Origin of the sequence: Janthinobacterium lyxosi (genome assembly GCF_051380665.1) — a bacterium.
Classification (GTDB): domain Bacteria; phylum Pseudomonadota; class Gammaproteobacteria; order Burkholderiales; family Burkholderiaceae_D; genus Janthinobacterium.
In genome coordinates, this window is record NZ_JBNYXM010000006.1 from 189,918 (window position 1) to 212,225 (window position 22,308).

Sequence of the window (22,308 nt, forward strand, 5' to 3'; positions counted from 1 at the left end):
GGCCTGTCTTGTCTGGATTTCATGCTCGCAGCGTAGGCGCCGGACATTAAGAACTTCTTAACATCTGCTGCCGACCATCCGTCCATCATCCACTTCCGGCCGCCTCCCATCTTAACCGCTGCCAGCCTTGCTGGACAGTACTGGCCCTGATCGTCCTGCACGCCCTTGCCGGCCTCAAGCATCTGCTGCTGGACAAGGACGGCGTCTTCCAGCGCATGCTGTAGACGGGTGGCGTGCCATGATGGTTATGTGATAACAGCAAACGATGGCGGTCCCGGCTGGAAACCAGCCCGCGCCGTCCGCAAAGCCCGGCGCGCCGTACCGATGCCGCCGACGACGGTCTGTCCCGTCTGCGCGGCGCAGTGATCGAGCGCCTGACGTAGCAAAGTGTCGACATTGCGCAGCGAAATGCCGTGGCGCGCGGCCACCTCGCCGCGCGTGGCGTCCTCCAGGCGCAAGCCGAACAGCACCTGGCGGTGGCGCCGCGGCAGGCACGCCACCGCCCGGTCGACGGCGGCCAGCTCGGAGCGCACTTCGGCCAGCCTGGCCGGTCCCGCCGCGCCGTCTGCCAACTGTTCCAGCACTGCTTCGGCGCCGTCCGCGTATTGCCAGGGCCGCGCCTGGCGCAGCCGGTCCACGGCCAGGTTGCACGCCACGCGGCAGACGTAGGCATCCATGCTGCAGGCGGGCGGTGCCGGCTTGCCCGCCAGGCGCAGCCAGGCGTCGTGCAGGCTGTCGCTGGCCAGCTCCGCGCAGCCCAGGTAGCGCGTCAGGCGCCGGTGCAGGCGCACGTAGTGCGTGGCCAGGTGCGCCTGCAGGCACGGCGACAAGGCTTCCACGCTGGCCATCACAGGTCCAGCTCCTGCTGCTCCTGGCGCGTCAGGTGGGCGCGCTGAGTAGCACCCGCGCCGCCGAGGCCCAGGATGGCGACGGGGCTGTCCGGCCGGTAGCTGGCCGCCTTGCCGCGCTTGTCGCCGTCCTCGATCGGCTCGTCGCCAAAGCCCAGCACGCGCACGGAAAAGATCGATGGCAAGCTGCCGCGCGCCGCCGCCCGTTCGCGCTGCAGCGCTTCCTGCGCCGCGCCCGTCGCCTGCGACGCCGCCGCACTGGCGTTGCTCAGGGCGGCCACATTCACGGCAGCAAGCACCGGCATGCCACTCGATTTCCCCTGCACCTGAATGTTCGCCGCGTTCACCACCTGCAGCGCCGCCAGGTTGATATTGCCCGAGACGCGGATGCCCGCCTCGCCCGCGTCGATGGTGCCCAGGGGAGCGATCAGGTCGATATCGCCGGCCGGCACTTCCGGAATCGGCGCCAGCGTGGCGATGCCGGCGCCCGTGCTCGGTACGTCGGAAGCCAGCGTCACATTGCCCCATTGGTCGTACACGCGCTTGGGCGGCGTGTAGATGATGGTCGACTTCGAACCGCGCCCCGCATTGATGTCGCCCAGCGCCGACCAGCCCAGGATGGCGCCGCCGAAGGTCGTCATGATGCGGCTTTGGCCCAGCAGCATGCTGTCCTGGGCGTACAGCGCGATATCGCCCGCACCCTGCGTGAGCACGCCGGGCACCAGGCGCGGCACCGCGAGCGGCGCCTGGCCCTCCGTGCCGAATACCTGCTTGCCGCCCGGCGCGAGCATGCTGATATCGCCGCCAAACAGGGTATTCACGCCGGACGGGCCATACATGCTGATATCGCCCTGGTAGCGGATGCGCGCACCGTGCGCATCCTGCGCGGGGAACAGCGCCGCGATGGCGTTGCGCCCGCGCAGGTAGCTGCCGAAACGCGGACCTTGCGCATCGTTGTACTCGCGCCCGCCAGCCTTCAATTCATCGAAGAAGACCTGGCGCGCGAAGATCCGCTGCTGCTCGGGCGACAAGGCGGAAAAGCGCGTGCTCGCCTGTTGCGACGTGCCGGTGAAACCCTCGCGCGCCGCCAGCCAGGCGGCCAGCTCCAGCGCATAGGTCTTGGCGACCTTGCCCGCCTGTTGTGCCAATGGCACGCCAGGCCGGGCCAGGTTGGCCGGGTCCAGGTAGCGCTGCGCGAAGGCGGCGAAATCGACGCCATTGACGCCCGCTTCGCCCAGCCCCGCCTGCAACACGATGCCGGCGCCGGGGCGTTTATCGCCGGCAAGCACGGCGCCCAGGCTGACCAGCGCCCCCTGCTCTTCCATGCGGATATGGCGCCCCGCCGTCAGTTCCAGCGTGCCGGGACCGGCCACGTTGAAGCTGCTATGCAGGATGTCGCGGCCGGCCGCGACGATGGACACGTCCGTGGCGCGCTCATGCACGAACAGGTTGCCCGTGCTGCTGCCATTGCCATACACGTTCTCGCGGGTATTTGCGATGGCGTTCGGCAGCGCCGTCGGCTGGCCCGGCTGCGTGCCGGAGTTGACAATGTCGCGCCCGGCTCTCATCCATACGGGCGCGGCACCCTCGTACCACGTCTGTCCGGCCCGCTGGCCGTTGGCAAACGCCAGGATTTCGCCGCTGCGCAAGCCGACGATATCGCCCTTGCCCGCGTACAGGCGCGACGGCGTCCCGGCGGCGGCGCCCAGCGGCGCGGCGCTGGGGCTGCCAAACGCGAACAGGGGAAAGCGCGCCAATGACGACACGATGCCGTCAACGCCGCCATTGCCCGCCACGTAGGTGGCCGGCTGCTCATAGCCGGCGAAGGCGGGATGAACGGGCGTGGGCAGGCTCGATGCGGCGGCGCCCGAGCGGCTCACGGCATAGCCGCTGGCATACAGCGAATCGCCCGCCAGCAAGTCGAGCCGGCCGTTGGCCGATGGCGCCAGCAGCATGGAATAGCCGGGCGCATAATAATCGTTTCCGCCCAGCGCCGACTTGCCCAGGAAGAGACTGCCGTTGGCGGCCACCGCCCCCAGCTGCGAAGGAAACAGGAAACGCCCGCCCGAATCGGCATGGTTGCCCTGGCCAACTGGCGTCCTGCCCGAATTGACGTCGCCCAGCTGCACGCTCGGCGCCAGGCTGCCGCCGGCGGAGAACAGGTCGATCGCCGTGCCGTCCGTCCACAGCGAAAACCAGCCATAACCGCCCTGCGCATAGGCCTTGCCATTGGCCGTGAACGCGGACGAATAGGCTGTCTTCACGCGACCCGGGTCGCCCGTGCCGGCCAGCACCAGGTCGCCCCGCGTGGACACGCGCGCCGCCGCATCGCCCAGCATCAGCGTCGCGCCGCCGGTGGCCGTGCCCAGCGTGGCGCCGTAGGGATCGTAGGCGCGCTGCTCCTTGCTGTCGTGCTGCTGCGGCATGCCGCCATAATTGAAGGCGACGTCGCCCAGGCTGCCCGTCTGCAGGGCCAGGGCACCGCGCAGATTGCTCAGCACGCCGTTCAGGTTCAGGTTCTGGTTCTGGTAATCCGTCGCCACGCCCGGCTGCATGCCAAAACCGTTGTTGACGGCCGCCCTGGCCTGCAGGCCGGGATTGAGGTCGCCGCCGATGCGCACGTCCATGTCGCCGCCGCCCGTCAGCAGCATGCCGCCGTCGGCGCCGACACGGCCCGTGCCGGCCACGGCCAGCACCAGTCCTTCGCTGCGCGGCGACTGCTCGCCATCGGCCGAGCCGCGCCGCGCCTGCATGCCCGCATGGCCGCCCACATCGACGCTCAGGTTGCCGCCGCCCAGCGTGCCCATGCCCGTGAAGCCCACCAGCATGGGCAGCTTGTCGATCATCGGCTGGTCGGGCTGCAAGACGCTCGCGCCACCGGCTTCCTTAATATACGTGCCAAAATTGATCCACCAGCTGGCGGGTATGGGATCGACGCCGGCCGTGCCGCCCGTGCCCTGGCGCCACAGCCAGTTGCCCACGTTGGCGCTGGCCGCTTGCCTGCGCAAGTCTTCCTGGCGCGCAACGCCGAACGCACTGACGATGTCGCCCGTCAGGTTGCCGCCCGCGCGCAGCAGCACATTGCCGCCATGGTCGGGGTACCAGGCCGCATAGGGGCTGGCCGCGCCGCCATCGACCAGGTATTCATACGCGGCGCCGCCGCTGCCCAGCACCGTCGCGCCGTCGCCGGCGCGCCCGCGCGCCTGATTGTAGGCGGCATTGCCCAGGCTGGCGGTGGAGGTGCCCGCCGTATAGATGCCATATGGCGACAGGGTACTGAGGTTGCCGGCCGCGATCAGGTCCAGGTCGCCCGTCCCCGTGCGCAGCACGCTGAAATGCTGGGTCGCTGGCGTCACGCTTTTCAGCGCGCCGATTTCCACCCGGTCCGGCGTGCCGGGAATCGCCTTGCCCAGCGGGATGCAGATCTCCGTGTCGCACTGTCCTTCCACCTCCAGCGGCACCGGCTTGCCGGCCAGCCAGGTGGGATCATACAGGCTGGCGCTGTCGCTCCAGGCATAGTTGTGGCGGTCGCAGGCGCCCTCGTCGCACCAGCCTTCAGAATCTGGCGCTACCGGCGTGCCAGGCTCGTACCCCAGTTCGCCCCCGAACGCATTCCAGAACCAGGCACCGCCCGGCCGCGCCGGCGTGCCCGGGATGATTTTCCGGTCATACGTTTCATACAGCGCGTAATGGCTGTCGGCCAGCCGCAAGTCGCCCGCCAGCACGGGCCGGATGCTGCGCGTGTCAGCCGCGCCGGTATCGGCGCCGGACACGAGCCGCATCGACCACGACAGCGAGCCTTCCGGCAGCATGGGCGCCACCGCCCAATTACGGCCCTGCACGCCGCCCGTGATGGCGCGCAGCGGCACGCTCAGGGCGCCGCCCGGCAGCTTGACGCTGGTATCGGCGGGGATCAGCGCACCGACGCGCAAGGCCAGCGCACCGGCCAGCAAGACCCCGTTCGGCTTGAGGTAGTTGTCAAACTGCGCCAGGCCAGGCAGTGGCACGCCGGCCGGCCAGGTCAGGCCTTGCAGCGCGGCCGAACCGGGCAACTGCGTACCGGCGCCCAGCTGCGTGCCTTTCGGCAGCAGCAGCGGCTGGCCCGCAACCAGCGTGCCGGCCGCATGCAGCAGGCGGCCGGCGCTGTCGCGCACGTCCGCGCGCAGCACCGTATCGAGCGGCACTTCCAGCGCCGCCGCCAGGCTGGCCGCCACCGGCAGCACGGTGCCCACGGCCAGCGTCGCCGGCTGGATGGGCAGGGCATAATTCAAAATCTTGCCGACAGGAAATAACGTTCCCTCGGCCAGCACCACGCCATGGCCCGGTACCACCACATCGCCGCCATAGGCCTGGCGGCCCGGCGTCAGCACCCAGCCCTTGTCGTCCGGCGTGGCGGGCGGCGGCGCAAAACCGTCGTTGATGCTGCCAAAGATGTCGAGATTGCCGCCCGCGCGCAACACCAGGCTGCCCGGTTCCCCCGAGCCGGCCACGGCGGTTTTTTGCGTCTTCGCGTTCAGGCCCGCATAGCGGTGCGCAGACAGGTCGATGTCGCCGCTGAGCACCAGGTCGCCCTGCGTGACGATTTCCACGCCGGGCCGCACATGCAGCGCCTCGGCATGCGCGGCCGTCCGCAAGCCTGCCAGCTTGTTTCCCAGCAAATTGGCGTTGGCCAGCGCCGCCGCCATGAAGTCCGTGCTGTCGTCATGCTTGCTATCGAGGTAAGCCTGGTCGATGAACTGGTACGGCCGTCCGCCCGCTGCCAGGTCCGCCTGCGGCAAGCCGTCCGGGCCCGGCACGACCTGGCCACTGACATCCTTGAGCACGCCTTGTGGCGCATCGCCGTAGCGCGCCGTGCCGTGCACGGCGATATCGCGCGCGCCTTCGATGCGCAGGCCTGCGCCGGCCGCGATGGCGATGTCGCCGTGCGTGGCCGCGTCGGCGTCGGTGGCGCCACCGGCGCTGCCCAGGCGCGCCGCGTGCAAGTCCAAGGTGCCGCGCGCCTGGCCGTCATGCCGGCCCTTGCCCTCGCCGCTGCCGGCGGCCGTGCCGTGGCGCACATCAAGCCGCGCGCCGCCGTCCAGGGCCAGCACGCCATCGCCCGCATTGATTTCGATCAACGCCCGGTTCGGCGCGTCGATGATCTTGCCATAGCTATCGACGCGCAGCGTGCTGCCATGCGCGTCGAGTACGGCCGTGCCGGCCAGCGTCACGCCATGCTTGCCCGCCAGGCGGATGGCGCCCACGCGCTCGCCGCTGGCGTCGATAGCGCCCGCCACCGTCAGGCGTCCATTATCGAGCGAAACATTGACGCTGCCCGCCCTGATCTCGTCGCCGATGGTCAGATCGCCCCGCTTGATCTGGAAACTGCGTTCGCCGTCCACCTTGCCGTCGTTCAGGCGCCGGTTCAGGGCCGCGAAATCGCCCACGTCCTGCGCGCGGATATCCACGGCGCCGCCCTTGTAGGGCAAGACGGTGCCACCGGCATCATAGCGGCCGCTGGCGCCGCCCAGCAGCCGGCCCTGCAGGTCGACCTTGCCTGCGGCCGCATCGAGGGCGATGGCTTGCACCTTGCCGCCCTGGTTGTTGCGGGCCGACACATCGATGCCGGCGGCGGCGGCCTGCGCGATATTGCCGCTGCGGCTGCTCAGTATGACCTCGCCGCCCCAGCTGTACTTGTCCGCATCGTGGATGCTGACCTTGCGCCCCGCCAGGTCCAGCTGCGCGCCGTCAAGCAGGCGCACGTCGCCTGTGGCGGCCAGGGTCAGTTTGCCGCTAGGCAACACCACGGCCGTATCCAGCGTCACGCTATTGCCCGCCAACAGCAGTTCCGCGCCCAGCGCGTCGCTGTCGGCAAGCGCCGCCGGCCCGCCAGCGCCAGCACCCGCTCCCGCAATATTGAGCGCCCCGCCTGCCGTGATGCGGTTGACGGAACCGGCTTGTCCCGTCAGCAGCGGCGTGTTCAGGTACAGGTCGCCGCCTGCGTACGCGTAGCCCTTGCCCGTCGCATAGGCGCCCTGCGACTGGTGCACGGCCAGGCTGCCCTTGTGGTTGGCCGTGATGCGCTCGCTGGCATTGAGCCTGACGTCGGTGAAGCCCAGGATCAGGCGCTGCGCGTCGGCCAGCGTGTCCGGGCGCGTGTCGGGGCCATAGCCGAACTCGATGCGGCGCGTGCGCACGTCCAGCGTGCCGCTGCCCGTGCCGGCGCCGCCGGCCAGCACGGCGCCGGGCAGCGCTGCCGGGCCGGCCGTGCCGCCATTCCAGACGAGGGTATCGGTGACGATGCGCGCCACCTCGCCCGCCTTGCCGTCGCCATACATGGCCGGCGTCGTCAGCGACAACTTGTCCAGCAGCGACTTGCCGCTCGCATCCATGGTGCTCAGGGTCGTGTCGCCGTAGAAATTGAGCGACTGGGCGGCCGTCAGCGACAAGGTCTGCAAGGCCGGCGCGCCCGTGCCGGCGTCGCCGCGCAGCAAGCGGTCCAGGACCTCCTGGTTCAAGGTCAGCCCCGGCGGCAGGGCGCCGCGCGCGGCGGCCGCATCGAGCGCCTGCGCACTGCCCACGTTGATGCCGCCGACCGCCAGGGTCAGGTGGCGCGTGCCGTAGCGCACGGCGTCGCCGAGCTCGAAGGCACTGCTGGTGGCAAAAGCGATCGAGCCTTCCGAGTACAGCGAGGTGGCGCCAGCGCAGGCGGCTTGCGCGCAGGTGCCGATGCGGATGCTGGCCGGCGTGCCCACGCTATTGTATTCCGGCGCCAGCATCTGCAGGCGCCCATTGGAAACGGCCAGCACGCCACGGTAGCCGGGCTGGTAGACGAAGCCGTCCTCGGCATCGAAGGCGGACTTGCCGCGCCCCAGCGTGCTGATGGCCGCACCCTGCTCGACCTTGATGCCGGCGCCCTGGTTTGCCACTGTTGAGTTAGCGATGAACAATACTTCGGCTGCCGACAGCGACGCCCCGTCACGCACGGTGATGGCGCCGGCGGCCCCGCCACTGGAGAAGTCGAGCAAGTTGCCGCCCTGGCCGTAGCGCACCACGGGCAGGCTGCCCAGCGACAGGCGCGCCGCGCCCACGGCGTTGACGTCAGCGGCGCGCAGCGATACGGTGCCCATGTCGGCGCCGGCCTGGCCAGCGGCCGCCAGCACTTCCAGATGCCCTCCGTCCATCGGGAAGGCCAGCGTGCCGCCATGTCCCTTGTCGGCGGGCTGAAAGCGGGCCAGGCCCTGGAAATGGAAATCGATGGCGTCGCCATTGCCGGGCATCAACTGGACCAGCATGGTCCGCGCATCCGCTTCCAGCATGGCGCGCGGCACATCCAGCCTGGCCGCGTCGGCGCGCACGAAATCGGCATAGCTGGTTTCCCGGTACTGCGAATAACTGCGCAACACGCTGGCCGGCGTCACGATCAGTTGTCGCGACAGGGTGTCGCCGATGCCCGTGCCGGCCACGGACAGGCGGCCGCTGGCGGCCCAGGAACCATTGCGCATGGCATTCGGCGCGGCCGGCGCGATGCCGGCCTGGCCATTGATCTCGACGCGGAAGGCGCCCGGCAGCAAGGCGTAGGTCGACGGCAGCAAGGTGTAGCTGCCGGCCGGCAAGCCGGGCACGCCGGCGCCTATCGTCACCTGCTGGCCGGGCACGGGCACACTGGCGCCGCGCTCGCCATCGGCGGGGGCCACCGGCGCCTGCGCGCCCGGCACGATCGCGTACACGGGATTGCTGGCCAGTTCAGGCAGGATGAAGCCGCCGTTGGCCCGCGTCTGCACCAGAGGATGGTAGCGCGCATCGGTGGAGCCGCCGCGGCCGGCCACGAAGGCGGCGCCCAGCAACTGGCCGCCGCCCGACAGATCGAGCACGGCGCCCGGCTGCACGTCGACCGCGCGGCTTTTCATCGCCAGTCCCACTTTCAGATTGGCCGTCGTGCCATAGGTGCCGCCCGCGCCCAGCAGGCTGACATCCTTGCCATCGTAGCGCCAGCTGACGCCATCGGCCGTGCCGCCATACGGCAACATCAGGCCGGCGGCGCTGACCGACGTCACGCTGCCCGGCAGGAAACGCAAGAAACGCGTGTCCGACATGCTGGCGCCCGTACTGGCGCCCAGCACGATGCTGCCCAGCGGGGCCAGCAACACGCCGCCCTGCTCGATCGCGGCAGCGCCCAGGGTCAGCGCGCCGAAGGCGGAAGATGGCGGCAGCGGCGGCGCTGCGCCATCCGTGCCGGCGCGGCCTATGCGCAGCAGGCGCTGCTGCGCATAATCGCTGCTCCCGCCCAGGTAGCCGGCCCGCACGATGGCGCTGGCGCCCGTTGCCGGATAAATGCGTGCCGCCTTCAGCGACAGGTCCGCCGGCGTGTTCAGGACGGTATTCTGGCCGCTGACGGTGGCGCCCAGGAAACGCATATCGCCCTGGCTGGCCAGTTCCACGCTGTCGAAGGCACGCCGGTCGACCAACTCCGCCAGCCCTTGCGCGCGCTCCTTGCCGCCATGCGCGCCCGTCGTCAGCACGTCGCGCACGTCGAGCAGCTGCTGTGCTTCCAGGCGCAGGCTGCCCGCGGCCGCCTGCGTCGACACGCCGCCCGTCAGCGTGGGACGTATCTGGCCATCGCCCGTGCCGACGGCGCCGATGCCGGCCAGGCGCATGTACGGCGCCGCCAGCAGCACGCGCGTGGCCGCCGCCGCGCCGTCGGCCAGTACCAGGGTGGGCGCGTACAGATGCAGGCTCTGGCCCAGCGACAGGGACAAGTCGCCATCGAAGCCGAGCATGCCGTTACTGAGGATGGACAGATTGCCGAAGCCGCCAGCGGCCACCTGCGAGGCGGCCAGCGCCGCGTGGCCATACACGAACTGCGCGGCCGCCTGTTCCGGCTGCGTGCCGGCCAGCGTGCCGCCGGCCGGCTGCTGGCGCAGCATGAATTCGCGCGCCTGGCGCACGCGCGCGCCCGCTGTATCGCTGTACAGCGGCGTTTCCAGCGCGAGAGCGAGCGTGCCGCCGGCCGCGCCGGCGCCGCCAGCGCCGGCTTTCATCAGGCCGTCAAGGTACAGGCCGTTATTCGACGCCAGCGCGATGCTGCCGCCACGGCTGGCCACTTGCGTGGCGCCCAGGCCCGCCACGTCGAGCAGTGCCTGCGTGCCGGAAGCGTCAAGCAGCGCGCCGTCGCGCACGGCCACGAACAGGTGCGCCGCATCGGCCTTGCCCGTGGCATGGTCGAGCGTGCCGCCCACCACGATACTGCCGCCGTCACGCACCAGGCCATAGCGCTGGCCGCGTGCATCGACGGCCGTGGCGGCGCGCGCCGCCACGTCCAGCACGGCCCCGTCGCCGATCCAGATCGAGCGGCCATGCCCGGCGCCGTTGGCCGCCTCGGCCGCCTGCACATCGCCCGCCATGCCTTCCAGCACGATCTTGCCGCCCCAGGCATTCAGGCGGCCATCGAGCGTCAGCTGGCCGATGCCGGCGACCGTGATCGACTGGCCAGGATCGACTTCCAGCGTGGCGCCGTGGCCGATACGCGCCTGGACGCTGGCCATGTCCGCGCCGCCGGAGACGTCCGCCACACCGGCCTGCAGCCGCAAGCTGGCGCCGAGGCGCTGCGTCAGCACGCCCTTCCTCGCGTCTTCGCGGTATACGGGCGACAACCACGACTCCACCCCCGGCCCGGCCAGGCGCAGCAGCGGCATCGTCACCGCGACCTGCGCGCCGTCGGCCACCGTCAAGCCGCCGTTGCCGCCGATATCGTAGCGGGAAAAACCCTTGTCAAAAAAACCGCTGTCCAGCTGCAGCGTGTCGGCCGCCGCCTGCGCCGATCCGCCGATCAGCACCTTCGCCGCGCGCACCTGCAGCGTGCCACCACCCTCCATGCCCTGGCCCAGCAGCGCGCCATCGAAACCCAGGCTGGCCGCGCGCTCGCTACTCTGCATGCGCGTTTCCAGCGTCACGTTGCCGCCCTTGCCGCCGCGTACCGCGCCGCCAGCCAGCTCCGCCGCGCCCGAGCGCACGTCGATGCGGCTGTCCTGGCGCAGCAGCACGTCGCCGCTGCTGCGCAGGGAAACACTGCCGCCATGCCGGTATGCCAGCGTGGCGCCAGACAATGACTCCTCCTGCAGGGACTGGCTCCACAAGCCGCTCGCGTCCAGCGTCACGCCGCCGGCCACCTGCACGCCGGCCTTGCCGCCGGGCGGCGCCTTCAGCACGCTGTCCTCGATGCGGCCGTTGACAGCCTGCCGCAGGATATTGCCGATCTGGATGCCGCCCGCGTGCGCCGTCACGTCGGCATTGACCGCCACATCGCTGCCGTACAGGGTAACGTTGCCGCCGTCGGCCACCCGCACGGCGCCATTGACGGCGATCCTGTCCGTGGCGGCAATGCGGATGGCGCCCAGTTCGAAGCCGTTCAGGCGTGCCGTATCGAGCACCAGGCGACCCTGGCGCGACGTTGGCAGCAGCGTGCCCAGGTCCAGGCCTGCGGCGATATCGTCCGCGCCGCCGGCCAGTTGCACTTCGCGCATGACGGCGCCCAGGCTGTCGTACGTCAGGCCCGTGCTCTGTTCGAACATGGGCACGGAGCGGCCGACGATCAGCTGGCCGCGCGTGGCGGCGGCCTTGTGCGACTGATGGTAGCCATCGACACCGGCCTGCGCCGCCTGCTGCTGGCCCGGGCCCTGGACGGCGCTGGCGTCGATCAGCCCTTCCAGCACGGCCGCCTGCGTGCCAATCACCAGGCTGCCGGCATCGCGCCCCACCGTATAACCGTTTTCCAGCCGCTGGCGCGGCGCGATCAGCGGACTGTTGTAGAAAGCCATGGCGGACTCGCCCCAGCGCGCGTGCAGCTCTTCAAAGCCCCGGTACAGGCCCGTGTACAGCATATCGCCGGGCGCGCGCGATGCTTCGTACTGGCGGCCGTCGGCCCCATTCAGCCAGGTCTGGCGGATCAAGCCGCCTTCCACCCGCAAGGTGCCGCCCGACAGGTTGATGCTGGAACCGGCCTGCGTGACGACGTCCTTGCCGCCAAAACTGAGCGTGCCGCCCTGCGCCATCCATTCTCCCACCGTGTGTCCCTGCATGCCCAGGTAGCCGCCCACCTCCAGCAAGCCGCCCGCCGTGTACCAGCGGTCGCTGTCATAGCCGTTCGTTCCCTTGGGAACAAACACGAGGCTGCGCCTGTCCAGCCAGATATCGCTGCTATTGAGCCCCTTGCCATCGCGGTTGCCTGGTGCGTCGCGCTGCTCGTTGCCCTGCACGTTGACCTTGACGTTATTGCTTTCCATGGCCAGCCTGACCCCGGCCGCACCCGCCACGTCGATCCGCGCACCATCGCGCACCAGGCTGCGGCCGGCCGCATTGACGCTGATCTGCCCACCTGTGGCCAGCGTCAGCGACGCGCCCTGGAAATCCACCGTGCCGGCGCTGTCGATGGCGATGCGCGACTGGTCGCGCCGGTCCGCCAGCGGCAGCATGGACTCGGCGCCGGCCACGGCCGGGGCGCGCAAACCGTCGCGCTGGCTGTCGAGCGCTGTATTCCTCGCCTCTTCCTCGATCAGGACGGCTGTCGTGGCACCCTGTCCCAACACCACGGCGGCCTGCTCGCCCAGCGCCTGCAGGTGCACCGTGCCGCGCGCATTGACGCTGGTGCTGGCCAGCAGCACGCCATCCTGGCGCACCTCGCGCCCGGCCAGGGTCGCATCGCCTTCGCGCGCCTGGATCAGCCCCGAATTGGCGACCTTGCCTGTCGCACCCGCCACGCCGGAACGGGGCACGACCTCATTGCCACGCGTGGTGGACAGCGCATTGCCATCCGTGCCCACGCCCTTGCGGATGACGAAGCTGTCGCCAGCGGCCAGCAGCGCCTGTCCCTTCGGTGCCAGGATCTCGCCGCCGTTGTGCACCTCGGCGCCCGCCAGCAGCACATAACCGCCCCCCTCTGTCGAATTGGCGGGCGCGCGCGTGGCGAGGCGCGCGCCGCGCAGCACGTCGACCTTGCCCAGTGCATCGCTGATCGATGGCGCGCTGCCATTGCTGTAAATGCCGCGCTCGCGAAAATGCGCGTCGCCGATGCTGGCGGCGGCAGCCACCAGGTTGCGCGTATCGACCTGGCTGGCGCCATCGAAGACGATGCCGTTGCGGTTGACCAGCAGCACCGTGCCGTCGCCCTCGATGCGGCCCTGGATCTGGCTGGGACGCGCCAGCGGATCATTGACCCGGTTCAGCACGGCCCAGTCCTTCTGCTGCTGGAAGGACAAGATCGTATCCTTGCCGACATTAAACGTTTCCCAGTTCAGGATGGCCTTGTCGGCCGTCTGCCGCACCAACACCGTCGTCTTGCCTCCCTGCACCGTCTGCACGGGCGCCTGGGCGTTGAGCCAGCCAGCCGTCAGGCTGTTGGCATCGATCTTCAGGCCGCCATTCACCAGGCCATCGGGCGCGCCGGGCGCAGCGGCCGCTGCCTGGCGCGCCTGTGCCTGCGCCGCCTGCTGCGCAGCGATGGCGCGCGCGGCCAGATTCAGGTTGTTGAGCGAACGCTGCAACTGCTCGCCAGTCTGCGGGCCGGGCGCCGCCGGTCGTCCGGCCAGCGGCACGCCACCGGGCTGCCGCCCCGTTTGCACCGCTGTCGCCTGCGTCGCGCCCTTGCCGGCAAACCAGGCGCCGCTGAACGCCTGCTGCGCCTGCGCCTGCTGCACCGTGCCACCCGCCGCCAGCAGCACGGCCACGGCATAGGCGAGTGGCGTAAGCCGCATGGCCGCTTGCGGCGCGGGCACGCGCAGCGTCTGTGTCATGGTCTTGCGCCGGGCAGTGTGAAACATGGTCATGGCAATGATTTCCTGGAAAAATGAACGTGCTGGTTGGTCAGGGAAGGCGCGCTGAAAATGCGCTGCTCATGACTGGGACGCATGCTGCCCGCCTAACCCGCATTTATTTTTTCCAGAAACACTATTGAAGGCAACGCCGGGAGCGTTCCCATAGTTGAAGGTGAGATACGCTGTGTCCACACCCGGCTTGATGCGCGCGCGTGTGACAGGGCCTAGCTGAGCAAGACCAGATTGCCAGGCAAGTAGGTGAGCCGGGCGCCGTACAGGTCGCGGATCAGCGCCAGGGCGACATCGAGCTTATCGATGGAAAACTGCGCCTGGACGCGGCGCATGCCCAGCTCTTCGCTTTGCAGGAAGATCCTGCCGGGCCGGTATCGGTTGAGCTCCTCGACCACCTGCGCCAGCGGCGTGTCATTGAACAGCAGCAGGCCGCGGCGCCAGGCCAGCACGGCATTGGAATCGGCCGACGCGGCCAGGCGCAGCACGGCCGGGCCGTAGCGCAACTGCTGCGACGCGGACAAGGTGGTGCGCCGCTGCGGGTGGTCGACCTCGACCCGGCCTTCCAGGCAGCTCAATTCCACATCACCATCCGGAAGGCAGCGCACGTTGAAACTGGCGGCGCGCGCCTGCAGCCGCGCGCCGCCGGCCAGCACGGTACACGCGTCACGGCCACCCGTCACGATCTGCGCTTCACCGGCCAGCAATTCGATGAACGCGGCGTCATCCGCGCCGCGCAGGTTCAGGCGTGTCTGCGTATTCATGCGCACTTGTGCGCCGCCGGCCAGCGCCAGTTGGCGCTGCTCGCCCGTGCCCGTGCGATAGTCGGCGGCCAGTTCGCCCACGGACGGCCACAGGGCCAGCGGCGGACGCAAGGCCAGCAGCGCCACGCCCGTGGCCAGCGCGCTACCCAGGAAGGCGCGCCGGCCGCGCGACGGTGCGCGCATGGCCTGCTCGCGCGCCACCGCGGGCGCCGCCATGCGCAGGCCGCGCCACAGCTGTCCCAGTTCCCGCGCCGCCCGGGCGTGGCGGGGACTTTGCGCGCGCCAGCGGGCGAATGCCTGCGCATCGGCCTCGCTCGCCCGGCCCGAGCGCAGGCGCACCAGCCATTGCCTCGCCTGTTCCTCGATATCGCCGTCGCTGTCGTTGCTGTGTTGGGTCATGATGAAGAATCGTATCAGAAGCGGCGCGGGCCGCCGCGGGCGGCCATGTCGGCCGGCGCGCCCACGTATTGCTGGCAATGTCGCAGGGCGTGCCGCAACTCTTTTTCCACCAGGCTCAGCGAAATATCCAGGCGCGCGGCGATCTCGCGATTGAGCTGACCGTCGATATGCGCCGCCAGCAGGATCTCGCGCTGGCGCGGCGTCAGCTGGCGCAGCGCCGCTTCCAGGGCGATGATCTCGCTGCGCGCCGCGACGATGCGTTCGGGATCGGCCAGTTCGTCTTCCACGTCGAACAGGGCGTCAATATCGGCATCGTTCAATTTCCGGTGTTCGCGGCGGTACTGGTCGGTGGCGACGTTAACCGCCATCTGCAGCAGGTAGGCGTCGGGATTGCGCACGGCTGTATTGCCGGGCATCGACTCCAGGCGCAGCCAGGTCTCCTGCAGGGCATCGCTCGCGCGCTCCCCGGTGCCGACGATGTATTCAAGCTTGCGGCGCAGCTGGCCATAGCGCGTCACCAGCACGCCGCGCAGGCGCGCGCGCAAGCTATCGGGCATCAGCCTGGTCCTCCGCGGGCGCCGGCTGGCAGGCGTCGCCCGCGTCATCCGGGCGCAGCAGAATGGTGATCGGCTGCGGCATGGCCGGCGGCGGCGGCTCGAATACCTGCGCACGCAAGCTGCGCGAGATCACGGCATCGCGCACCGGGCGTCCCGTGCTGCCCGCCTGTTTCAGCGTCGCCACGCTGCCCGACGCGGCGATGCGCAAGCGTAGCGCCAGACGGTAGCTGCCGGGGCGCGTCAGGGCCGAGCGGCACAGGACGCGCAGCAATTGCGCCTGCACGCCGCTGACATAAGCGCCATAATCCGCACCGTCCGCATGCACGGCATCGATGGCGTCCAGGGCGATGGCACCGCTTTCCGGTGACAGTGGCGGCGTAGCCGGGGTATCGCCGGAAGGCAGCTGAATGATGGCGGCATTCGCCGCCGGAAAATGGGCCTGCAGGCCGGTGCCTGACAGCATGCGTTGCAGCGCCTCCGGCGCCGGAAAGCTGCCTTGCACGGCACTGCTGTAGCGCTGGCGCAGGGCGCCGCTGGGCGCCAGCACGGAAATCCCCGTGATCAGGCCATACACCCTGAGCGCGTCGGCGAGCGGCTGGGCAGGAATCTGGAACGCATACAGCGGCGGCGCGGCGTGCGCCGTTCCTGTCGCGGCGAAGCCGGCCAGCAGCAGGCATCCGGCCAGCGCCAGCACACTGAGCGACGCCGGGCTTGCTGTCATCACGCTATCGTCCTGTTCTCGAAATGGGGCTATTGCCGACGGATGCTCCATCGACAGCAGCAGGCTACACGGCAAAAGTGACACCATCGTGACACGCCGGGACTGGCCGCCATCCGTGCCGTCGAACTGCTCTGTGGGTCAAGCCCGAGCAATACCATGACAGCTTTTGCCAGGACCTCGATGCGGAAGAAGGCGCCGTGCTGGGCGTGATCCAGAAAGCGCCGCTGGCCAGCACCTTCGGCGATACCGTCGGCGACCCGGCCTGGAAGCATAAACCCAGCTGGTACCAGATTTCCAGCGCCGACCGCATGATTTCCCCCGTCAACCAGGAGCGCATGGCAGCGCGCCTGCAAGCGCGCAAAGTCATCACCCTGAACGCCAGCCACGCCTCGCTGGCCTCGCGTCCCGTGGAAGTGGCGGCGCTGATACTGGAAGCGACTGGCGCGGTGGCTGACCGGTAAGCCTGCTGGCTACAGCCAGCCTTCGCGCTTCAGGCGCCGGTGCAGCCAGTAGCAGCCGGCGATAATGCCAACGATCACGGCCGGATAGCTGCCGCGCCACTTCAGTTCCGGCATGAATTCGAAGTTCATGCCGTACAGGCTGAAGACCATGGTGGGCACGGCCAGGATGGCGGCCCAGGCGGCCAGGCGCTTGACGACCTCGTTCTGGCGGATCGAAATTTGCCCCAGCGCCACCTGCATGGCCGAATTGACCAGTTCGCGCATCTGCCCGGCCGTGTGCGTGACCCGTTTGACGTGGTCGAGAATGTCGCGGTAATAGATGCGGTTTTCCTTGGGCACGATGTCGCCATGGAAACGGATCAGCTGGGTGCAAATGTCATGCAGCGGGTTGACGGCCGCGTCCAGCTTCAGCAGCTCCGTCTTGAGCTGGTAGAAATCCTGCAGCTTGTCTTCGCTCAGACTGGGCTTGAACAGCTGCAGTTCATGGTGCTGGAACCTGGCCTGCAAATGGTCGATGCAAGGCTGGTACTGGTCGACGATGAAGTCGATGATGGAATACAGCACGTAGCCGGGGCCGCTGGCGAGTTTCTCGGGCACGCTTTCCTTGCGCTCACGCAACTTCGCATAGCCGGCCGAGGCGCCATGGCGCACCGTGATGATGAAGCGGGGGCCGAGAAAGACGTGGGTTTCGCCGTAGACGATGGCGTCGCCGTCCAGGGTGGCTGTGTGCATCACCATGAAGAGGGTGTCGCCGTACTCTTCCAGCTTGGGCCGCTCGTGCGCGCCCTGCGCATCCTCGACGGCCAGTTCATGCAAGCCAAACGCCGATTGCAGCGCCTGCATGGCGGTGAGGTCGGGGCCGGCCAGGCCTATCCACACGAAACAATCAGGATCGCCGAGGAAGTCGCCCACCTTGTCGATGTCGAAATGGGAGATCTTCTTGCCATCGCGATACGCTTCGCAATTGACGACGGCGGCGTGGGTACTCAGGTCCATGGTGATTTTCAGCGAATGGCGGCAATGCCGGGGTGCCAGTATAGCGGAAAGACCAGGATGTCCCTGCCGGCGGCGCTGCCGCATTGACATTCAGGCAAGCTAATGTAAAAAGAGAAACAATGCATCGCCGTGACTTGCCTGCAACGGTTTTGCCAGCGCCACGCCATTGACCATCCGGCGCTCTCCGCGTTCACCGGGCACGTGTGGAAAGTGGCGCAGCCCGCGCCTGGTGGTTTGCCGCCTGGGAACGGGGCTTTGCGTCCCTGGCGATGAGCGGCATGGGCGACCCTTGGCCGGAAGACCTGCGCTGGCCATCCCGCAACAATTGCTGGGCACCTTGATGAAACTTGTCGAGCATGAGCTGGAGACGAGCGCCTGCACCTGGCATGGCGACGACCTGCCGGCATCCGGACGGCAGCTGGAAGCCGTGTTGCGCATCTGCGCGCAGCATGATGTCGCCGTGCCGGCGCTCGACGGCTATGTGCAGGACGATGCCCACTGTGTGGAGGCTGGGGGCCGCCCCTCACGGATGAAGAACTCGGCGTCTGGAAAGCCAGGATTTCCATGCCTGCCGCTCCATCGGCCATTCGCAGCGCATGAATGCATGCAATGTCCCGGGCACTGCTGCCTGGGCGGGCAAGCGCCGTGCTCGACATCGGGGCCGGAACAGGCGTCGATGCGGCGTGGCAGGCAAATTTGGGGCACAAGGTGGTGGCCGTTGAGCCAGTTGCCGCCTTCCGGGAGGCGGCGCATCTTTGATGTATCTGCCAGCGAAACGATAGCCCTTGCGCTATCACAGCACCTCAAGGTCATGCTGAACGCACAGGCGCCGTCCATCCGGCTGCAGAATCGCCAGGCGGGAGACAACTGGTCCTGGCTAGTCTTTAAAAAGTGATTCCTGGGTCAGTGATGCTACATGGCGCCGCCTGTCAGCCTTGCGCCGCCACCTTGCCATCGAGTTTGCCGATGAGCTTATCCAACGTCACCGGATAGTCGCGCACGCGCACGCCCGTTGCGTTATACACGGCATTGGCGATCGCGGCCGCCACGCCGCAAATGCCCAGCTCCCCTACCCCTTTCGCTTTCATGGGCGAGGACATGGGGTCCGTTTCATCGAGGAAGATGACGTCCTGGTGCGGGATGTCGGCGTGCACGGGCACTTCGTAGCCGGCCAGGTCGTGGTTGACGAAGAAGCCGCGGCGCCGGTCGACCACCAGTTCTTCCATCAGGGCCGCGCCCACGCCCATGGTCATGGCGCCGATCACCTGGCTGCGGGCCGCTTTCGGGTTCAGGATGCGGCCCGCCGCGCACACGGCCAGCATGCGGCGCACGCGCACTTCGCCCGTGTCGGCGTCCACGCCCACTTCGACGAAATGCGCGCCAAACGTCGATTGCTGGAATTTTTTGTCGAGGTCGCCGTATTCCATGTGGTCTTCGGCCACGACATCGCCATGGAAGGCGGCGGCAGCGAGCGGCACGCTGCGCTCGCCCTGGCTCACCTGCCCATCGGAAAAGCGTGCTTGATTTTCATCAAAGCCCAGCTTGCCGGCAACGGCCTGGCGCAGGCGCACGCAGGCCGCGTACACGCCGGCCGTGGAACTGTTGCCGCCCCATTGCCCGCCCGAACCGGCCGAGACGGGAAAATCCGAGTCGCCCAGGCGCACGACGACCTTGTTCAAGGTCACGCCCAGCATTTCTGCCGCCGTCTGGGCGATGATCGTGTAGCTGCCCGTGCCGATATCCGTCATGTCCGTCTCCACGGTCACGATGCCGTTGCCATCGAGGCGCACGCGGGCGGCGGACTGCATGACGAGGTTGTTGCGGAAGGCGGCCGCCACGCCCATGCCCAGCAGCCAGCGGCCGTCGCGCCGCATGCCGGGCTGCGCCTGGCGCTCCTTCCAGCCAAATTCCACGGCGCCCGTGCGCAGGCAGTCGATCAGGCGGCGCTGGGAAAACGGGCGACCGGGTTTTTCCGGGTCCACTTTCGTATCGTTCAGGATGCGCAAGACGATGGGATCCATGTTCAGCTTTTCCGCCATCTCGTCCATGGCGATTTCCAGCGCCATCATCCCCGGCGCCTCGCCCGGCGCACGCATGGAGTTACCTTCCGGTAAATCGAGCACGGCCAAGCGCATGGCCGTCATGCGGTTCGGCCCTGCGTACAGCAGCCGCGTCTGCATCACGGCCGTTTCCGGCGACCCGCCTTTGAGGTCGCCGGACCACGATTCGTGGCCGATGGCCGTGATCTTGCCGTCGCGCGTGGCGCCGATGCGCAGGCGCTGGATGGTGGCGGGCCGGTGCGTGGTGTTGTTGAACATCAAGGGCCGCGTCAGGGCCACCTTGACGGGGCGCTGCGCGGCGCGCGCGCCCAGCGCCGCCAGCAAGGCTTCCGCGCGCACGAACAGCTTGCCGCCGAAGCCGCCGCCGATGTAGGGCGAGACGACGCGCACCTGGTCTTTCGGCAGACCCAGGGTGCGGGCCAGGTCGCCACGGCACCAGTCCACCATCTGGTTCGCCGTCCAGACCGTCACCTTGTCGCCCTCCCAGGCGGCAATCGAGGCGTGCGGCTCCATCATGGCGTGCGACTGGTCAGGCGTCGTATAGGCCGCGTCCAGGCGCACGGGGGCATTCGCATAGGCGAGCGCGAAGTTGCCCGTCTTGCTGTCGGGCTTGCCGTCCTTCGGCTTGGTGGCGCTGCCCTTGGCCTTGGCCAGGTCGAACGCGCCCTGCTGCTCGACATACTTAACGTCGAGCAACTGTGCGGCCGAGCGGGCTTGCTCGAAGGTTTCCGCCACCACCAGCGCGATGGCCTGGTGGTAATGCTGGATCTCGGGGCCGCCCAGCAGGTTGGCCGTGTTCATCTTTCCTTTGCCTAATTTTCCCGCCGATTCCGCCGTCACCACGGCCAGCACGCCCGGCGCGCGCCGCGCCGCGCCGATATCAAGCGAGGCGATACGACCCTTGGCGATCGCCGCGCCGACGACATGACCGTAGGCGGCGTGTGGCGCGGCTTTGTTTTGTTCATACGCGTACGGCGCCGTGCCCGTGGTTTTCAGGGGCCCGTCGATGCGGTCCGTGGGACGGCCCACGACTTTCAGCTGGTCGATGGGGTTGGTCGTCGCGGGTGTGGAAAATTTCATGGCCTTAGCCTTTCTTCGCTTGTGCTTCAGCCATCACGGCAGCCATCGTGCGCTGCGCCAGGGTCACCTTGAAGGCGTTGTCGGCGGTGGGATGCGCGCCGGCCAGCAGGCGTTCGCTCACGGCGGCGGCGCCATCGGGTATCGCCTGCTCGGCGGCAAGCACTCTCCACGGCTGGGGCGCGACGCCGCCCAGGGCCAGCCTGCCCGTGCCATCGGGCAAGATAATCGCCGCGACGGACACCAGTGCAAACGCATACGAGGCGCGGTCGCGCACCTTGCGATAGACGTGCGTGCCGCCGATGGGCGGGGGCAAGGTCACGCTGGTGATCAGTTCGCCCGGCTGCAGCACCGTTTCCAGCTGCGGCGTGTTGCCCGGCAAGCGGTAAAAGTCGGCGATGGGGATAGTGCGCGTGCTGCCGTCGGCCCGCACCGTGTCGATGGCGGCGTCGAGCACGCGCATGGCCACGGCCATGTCGCTGGGATGCGTGGCGATGCAGGCATCGCTGCCGCCCAGGATGGCCAGGGGCCGGCTGAAGCCGCCGATGGCGGAACAGCCGCTGCCCGCCACGCGCTTGTTGCAGGCCTGGTTCGTGTCATAGAAATACGGGCAGCGCGTGCGCTGCAGCAAGTTGCCGGCCGTCGTCGCCTTGTTGCGCAATTGCGCCGAAGCTCCGGCCAGCAAGGCGCGCGACAGCACCGCGTAATCGCGCCGCACCGTGGCGTGCGCCGCCAGCGCCGTGTTGCGCACGAGGGCGCCGATGCGCAAGCCGCCATCCTTTGTTGCTTCCACTTTATCCAGCGCGAGGCCATTGACGTCGATCAGATGCGCGGGGGTTTCGATCTCCAGCTTCATCAGATCGAGCAGATTCGTGCCGCCGGCGATGAACTTGGCGCCTGGCGTGCGCAAGGCTGCGGCCGCCGCTTCGGCGGGTGTGGCCGCCTTCTGGTAGCTGAACACTCTCATGCCGGCCTCCCCGCCACCTCGGAAATCGCCTCGATGATGTTGGAGCACGCACCGCAGCGGCAAATGTTGCCGCTCATGCGCTCGCGCAATTCTTCCGGCGTCGCTTGCGGCGGCGCGTTCAAGTCAGTGCTGACGTGGCTGGGGATGCCCTGGCGGATCTCTGCCAGCGCGGCGACGGCCGAGCAGATTTGCCCCGGGGTACAGTAGCCGCACTGATAACCGTCATGCGCGATGAAGGCAGCCTGCATCGGGTGCAGTTTATCGGGCGTGCCCAGTCCCTCGATGGTGGTGACGCGGGCGCCATCATGCATCACGGCCAGGGTCAGGCAGGCATTGATGCGCTGACCGTCGAGCATGACGGTGCAGGCGCCGCACTGGCCGTGGTCGCAGCCTTTTTTTGTGCCCGTCAGGTGCAGGTGTTCGCGCAAGGCGTCGAGCAAGGTGGTGCGCGTGTCGAGTTCCAGGCTGTGGCGCCGGCCGTTGACTTCCAGGCTGACGTTCATCAGCACGGACGGCGGGGAGGCGCCGGCCTGGCTGGCCGCAGTCACCACTTCCGCCGCTCCCGCCACGCAGGGCACTGCCACCGCCGTGGCCGACAGTGCGCCGGCGATCAGCAAGCCGCGCCTGCCGGCATTGATGTGATTGCAATCTGTCATCTCGC

Annotated in this window: 10 protein-coding genes and 1 pseudogene; 2 read left to right on the plus strand and 9 right to left on the minus strand. The window is 68.7% G+C overall.

Going from position 1 to position 22,308, the window contains the following annotated elements; translation table 11 throughout:
• Positions 1-245: 245 nt before the first annotated feature.
• The 5 genes from ACQ4WP_RS08230 to ACQ4WP_RS08250 form a co-directional block, all read right to left on the minus strand.
• The gene (locus ACQ4WP_RS08230; RefSeq protein WP_436519519.1) at positions 246-848 is read right to left on the minus strand and encodes an RNA polymerase sigma factor; all 603 of its coding nucleotides are present in this window, start codon (positions 846-848) and stop codon (positions 246-248) included.
• A complete protein-coding gene (locus ACQ4WP_RS08235; protein ID WP_436519520.1) occupies positions 848-13,648 on the minus strand; it encodes a filamentous hemagglutinin family protein in 12,801 nt (4,266 codons plus the stop codon). The genes ACQ4WP_RS08230 and ACQ4WP_RS08235 overlap by 1 nt, the downstream gene beginning before the upstream one ends.
• A 212-nt stretch (positions 13,649-13,860) precedes the next feature.
• A complete protein-coding gene (locus tag ACQ4WP_RS08240) occupies positions 13,861-14,808 on the minus strand; it encodes a FecR family protein (RefSeq protein ID WP_436519521.1) in 948 nt (315 codons plus the stop codon).
• Between the two features lie 14 nt (positions 14,809-14,822).
• Complete coding sequence (locus tag ACQ4WP_RS08245) at positions 14,823-15,365, minus strand: RNA polymerase sigma factor (RefSeq protein ID WP_071077582.1); 543 nt, start codon at positions 15,363-15,365, stop codon at positions 14,823-14,825.
• Positions 15,355-16,089, minus strand: coding sequence for an STN domain-containing protein (locus ACQ4WP_RS08250; protein WP_436519522.1), 735 nt, complete (start codon positions 16,087-16,089; stop codon positions 15,355-15,357). Before ACQ4WP_RS08250 ends, ACQ4WP_RS08245 begins: the two co-directional genes overlap by 11 nt.
• Before the next feature lie 128 nt (positions 16,090-16,217).
• Between ACQ4WP_RS08250 and ACQ4WP_RS08255 the strand changes: the two are divergent.
• A pseudogene (locus ACQ4WP_RS08255) lies at positions 16,218-16,547 on the plus strand (alpha/beta hydrolase); the annotation flags it as partial.
• A gap of 9 nt (positions 16,548-16,556) precedes the next feature.
• Here the strand turns inward: ACQ4WP_RS08255 and ACQ4WP_RS08260 are convergent.
• Positions 16,557-17,543 (minus strand): magnesium and cobalt transport protein CorA, encoded by a 987-nt coding sequence (locus ACQ4WP_RS08260; RefSeq protein WP_436519523.1) that lies wholly within the window; start codon positions 17,541-17,543, stop codon positions 16,557-16,559.
• A gap of 340 nt (positions 17,544-17,883) precedes the next feature.
• Between ACQ4WP_RS08260 and ACQ4WP_RS08265 the strand changes: the two genes are divergently transcribed.
• The gene (locus ACQ4WP_RS08265) at positions 17,884-18,438 is read left to right on the plus strand and encodes a hypothetical protein (protein WP_436519524.1); all 555 of its coding nucleotides are present in this window, start codon (positions 17,884-17,886) and stop codon (positions 18,436-18,438) included.
• A gap of 34 nt (positions 18,439-18,472) precedes the next feature.
• Here the strand turns inward: ACQ4WP_RS08265 and paoC are convergent, their stop codons facing one another.
• Genes paoC through paoA form a run of 3 tightly spaced genes read right to left on the minus strand, consistent with a single transcriptional unit; the run spans position 18,473 to position 22,303 of the window.
• Positions 18,473-20,683: an aldehyde oxidoreductase molybdenum-binding subunit PaoC gene (paoC, locus tag ACQ4WP_RS08270; RefSeq protein ID WP_436519525.1), complete on the minus strand. Its 2,211-nt coding sequence runs from the start codon at positions 20,681-20,683 to the stop codon at positions 18,473-18,475.
• A 4-nt stretch (positions 20,684-20,687) separates the two neighbouring features.
• Positions 20,688-21,647 (minus strand): FAD binding domain-containing protein, encoded by a 960-nt coding sequence (locus ACQ4WP_RS08275; RefSeq protein ID WP_436519526.1) that lies wholly within the window; start codon positions 21,645-21,647, stop codon positions 20,688-20,690.
• The gene (gene paoA / locus ACQ4WP_RS08280; RefSeq protein WP_436519527.1) at positions 21,644-22,303 is read right to left on the minus strand and encodes an aldehyde dehydrogenase iron-sulfur subunit PaoA; all 660 of its coding nucleotides are present in this window, start codon (positions 22,301-22,303) and stop codon (positions 21,644-21,646) included. The genes ACQ4WP_RS08275 and paoA overlap by 4 nt, the downstream gene beginning before the upstream one ends.
• Between the last annotated feature and the right edge of the window lie 5 nt (positions 22,304-22,308).

Coding starts and splice junctions, on each gene's coding strand:
- ACQ4WP_RS08240 (WP_436519521.1), bottom strand. CDS start 14,808: ATGACCCAACACAGCAACGACAGCGACGGCGATATCGAGGAACAGGCG.
- ACQ4WP_RS08245 (WP_071077582.1), bottom strand. CDS start 15,365: ATGCCCGATAGCTTGCGCGCGCGCCTGCGCGGCGTGCTGGTGACGCGC.
- ACQ4WP_RS08265 (WP_436519524.1), top strand. CDS start 17,884: ATGAAACTTGTCGAGCATGAGCTGGAGACGAGCGCCTGCACCTGGCAT.
- ACQ4WP_RS08260 (WP_436519523.1), bottom strand. CDS start 17,543: ATGGACCTGAGTACCCACGCCGCCGTCGTCAATTGCGAAGCGTATCGC.
- paoA (WP_436519527.1), bottom strand. CDS start 22,303: ATGACAGATTGCAATCACATCAATGCCGGCAGGCGCGGCTTGCTGATC.
- paoC (WP_436519525.1), bottom strand. CDS start 20,683: ATGAAATTTTCCACACCCGCGACGACCAACCCCATCGACCAGCTGAAA.
- ACQ4WP_RS08235 (WP_436519520.1), bottom strand. CDS start 13,648: ATGACCATGTTTCACACTGCCCGGCGCAAGACCATGACACAGACGCTG.
- ACQ4WP_RS08275 (WP_436519526.1), bottom strand. CDS start 21,647: ATGAGAGTGTTCAGCTACCAGAAGGCGGCCACACCCGCCGAAGCGGCG.
- ACQ4WP_RS08230 (WP_436519519.1), bottom strand. CDS start 848: ATGGCCAGCGTGGAAGCCTTGTCGCCGTGCCTGCAGGCGCACCTGGCC.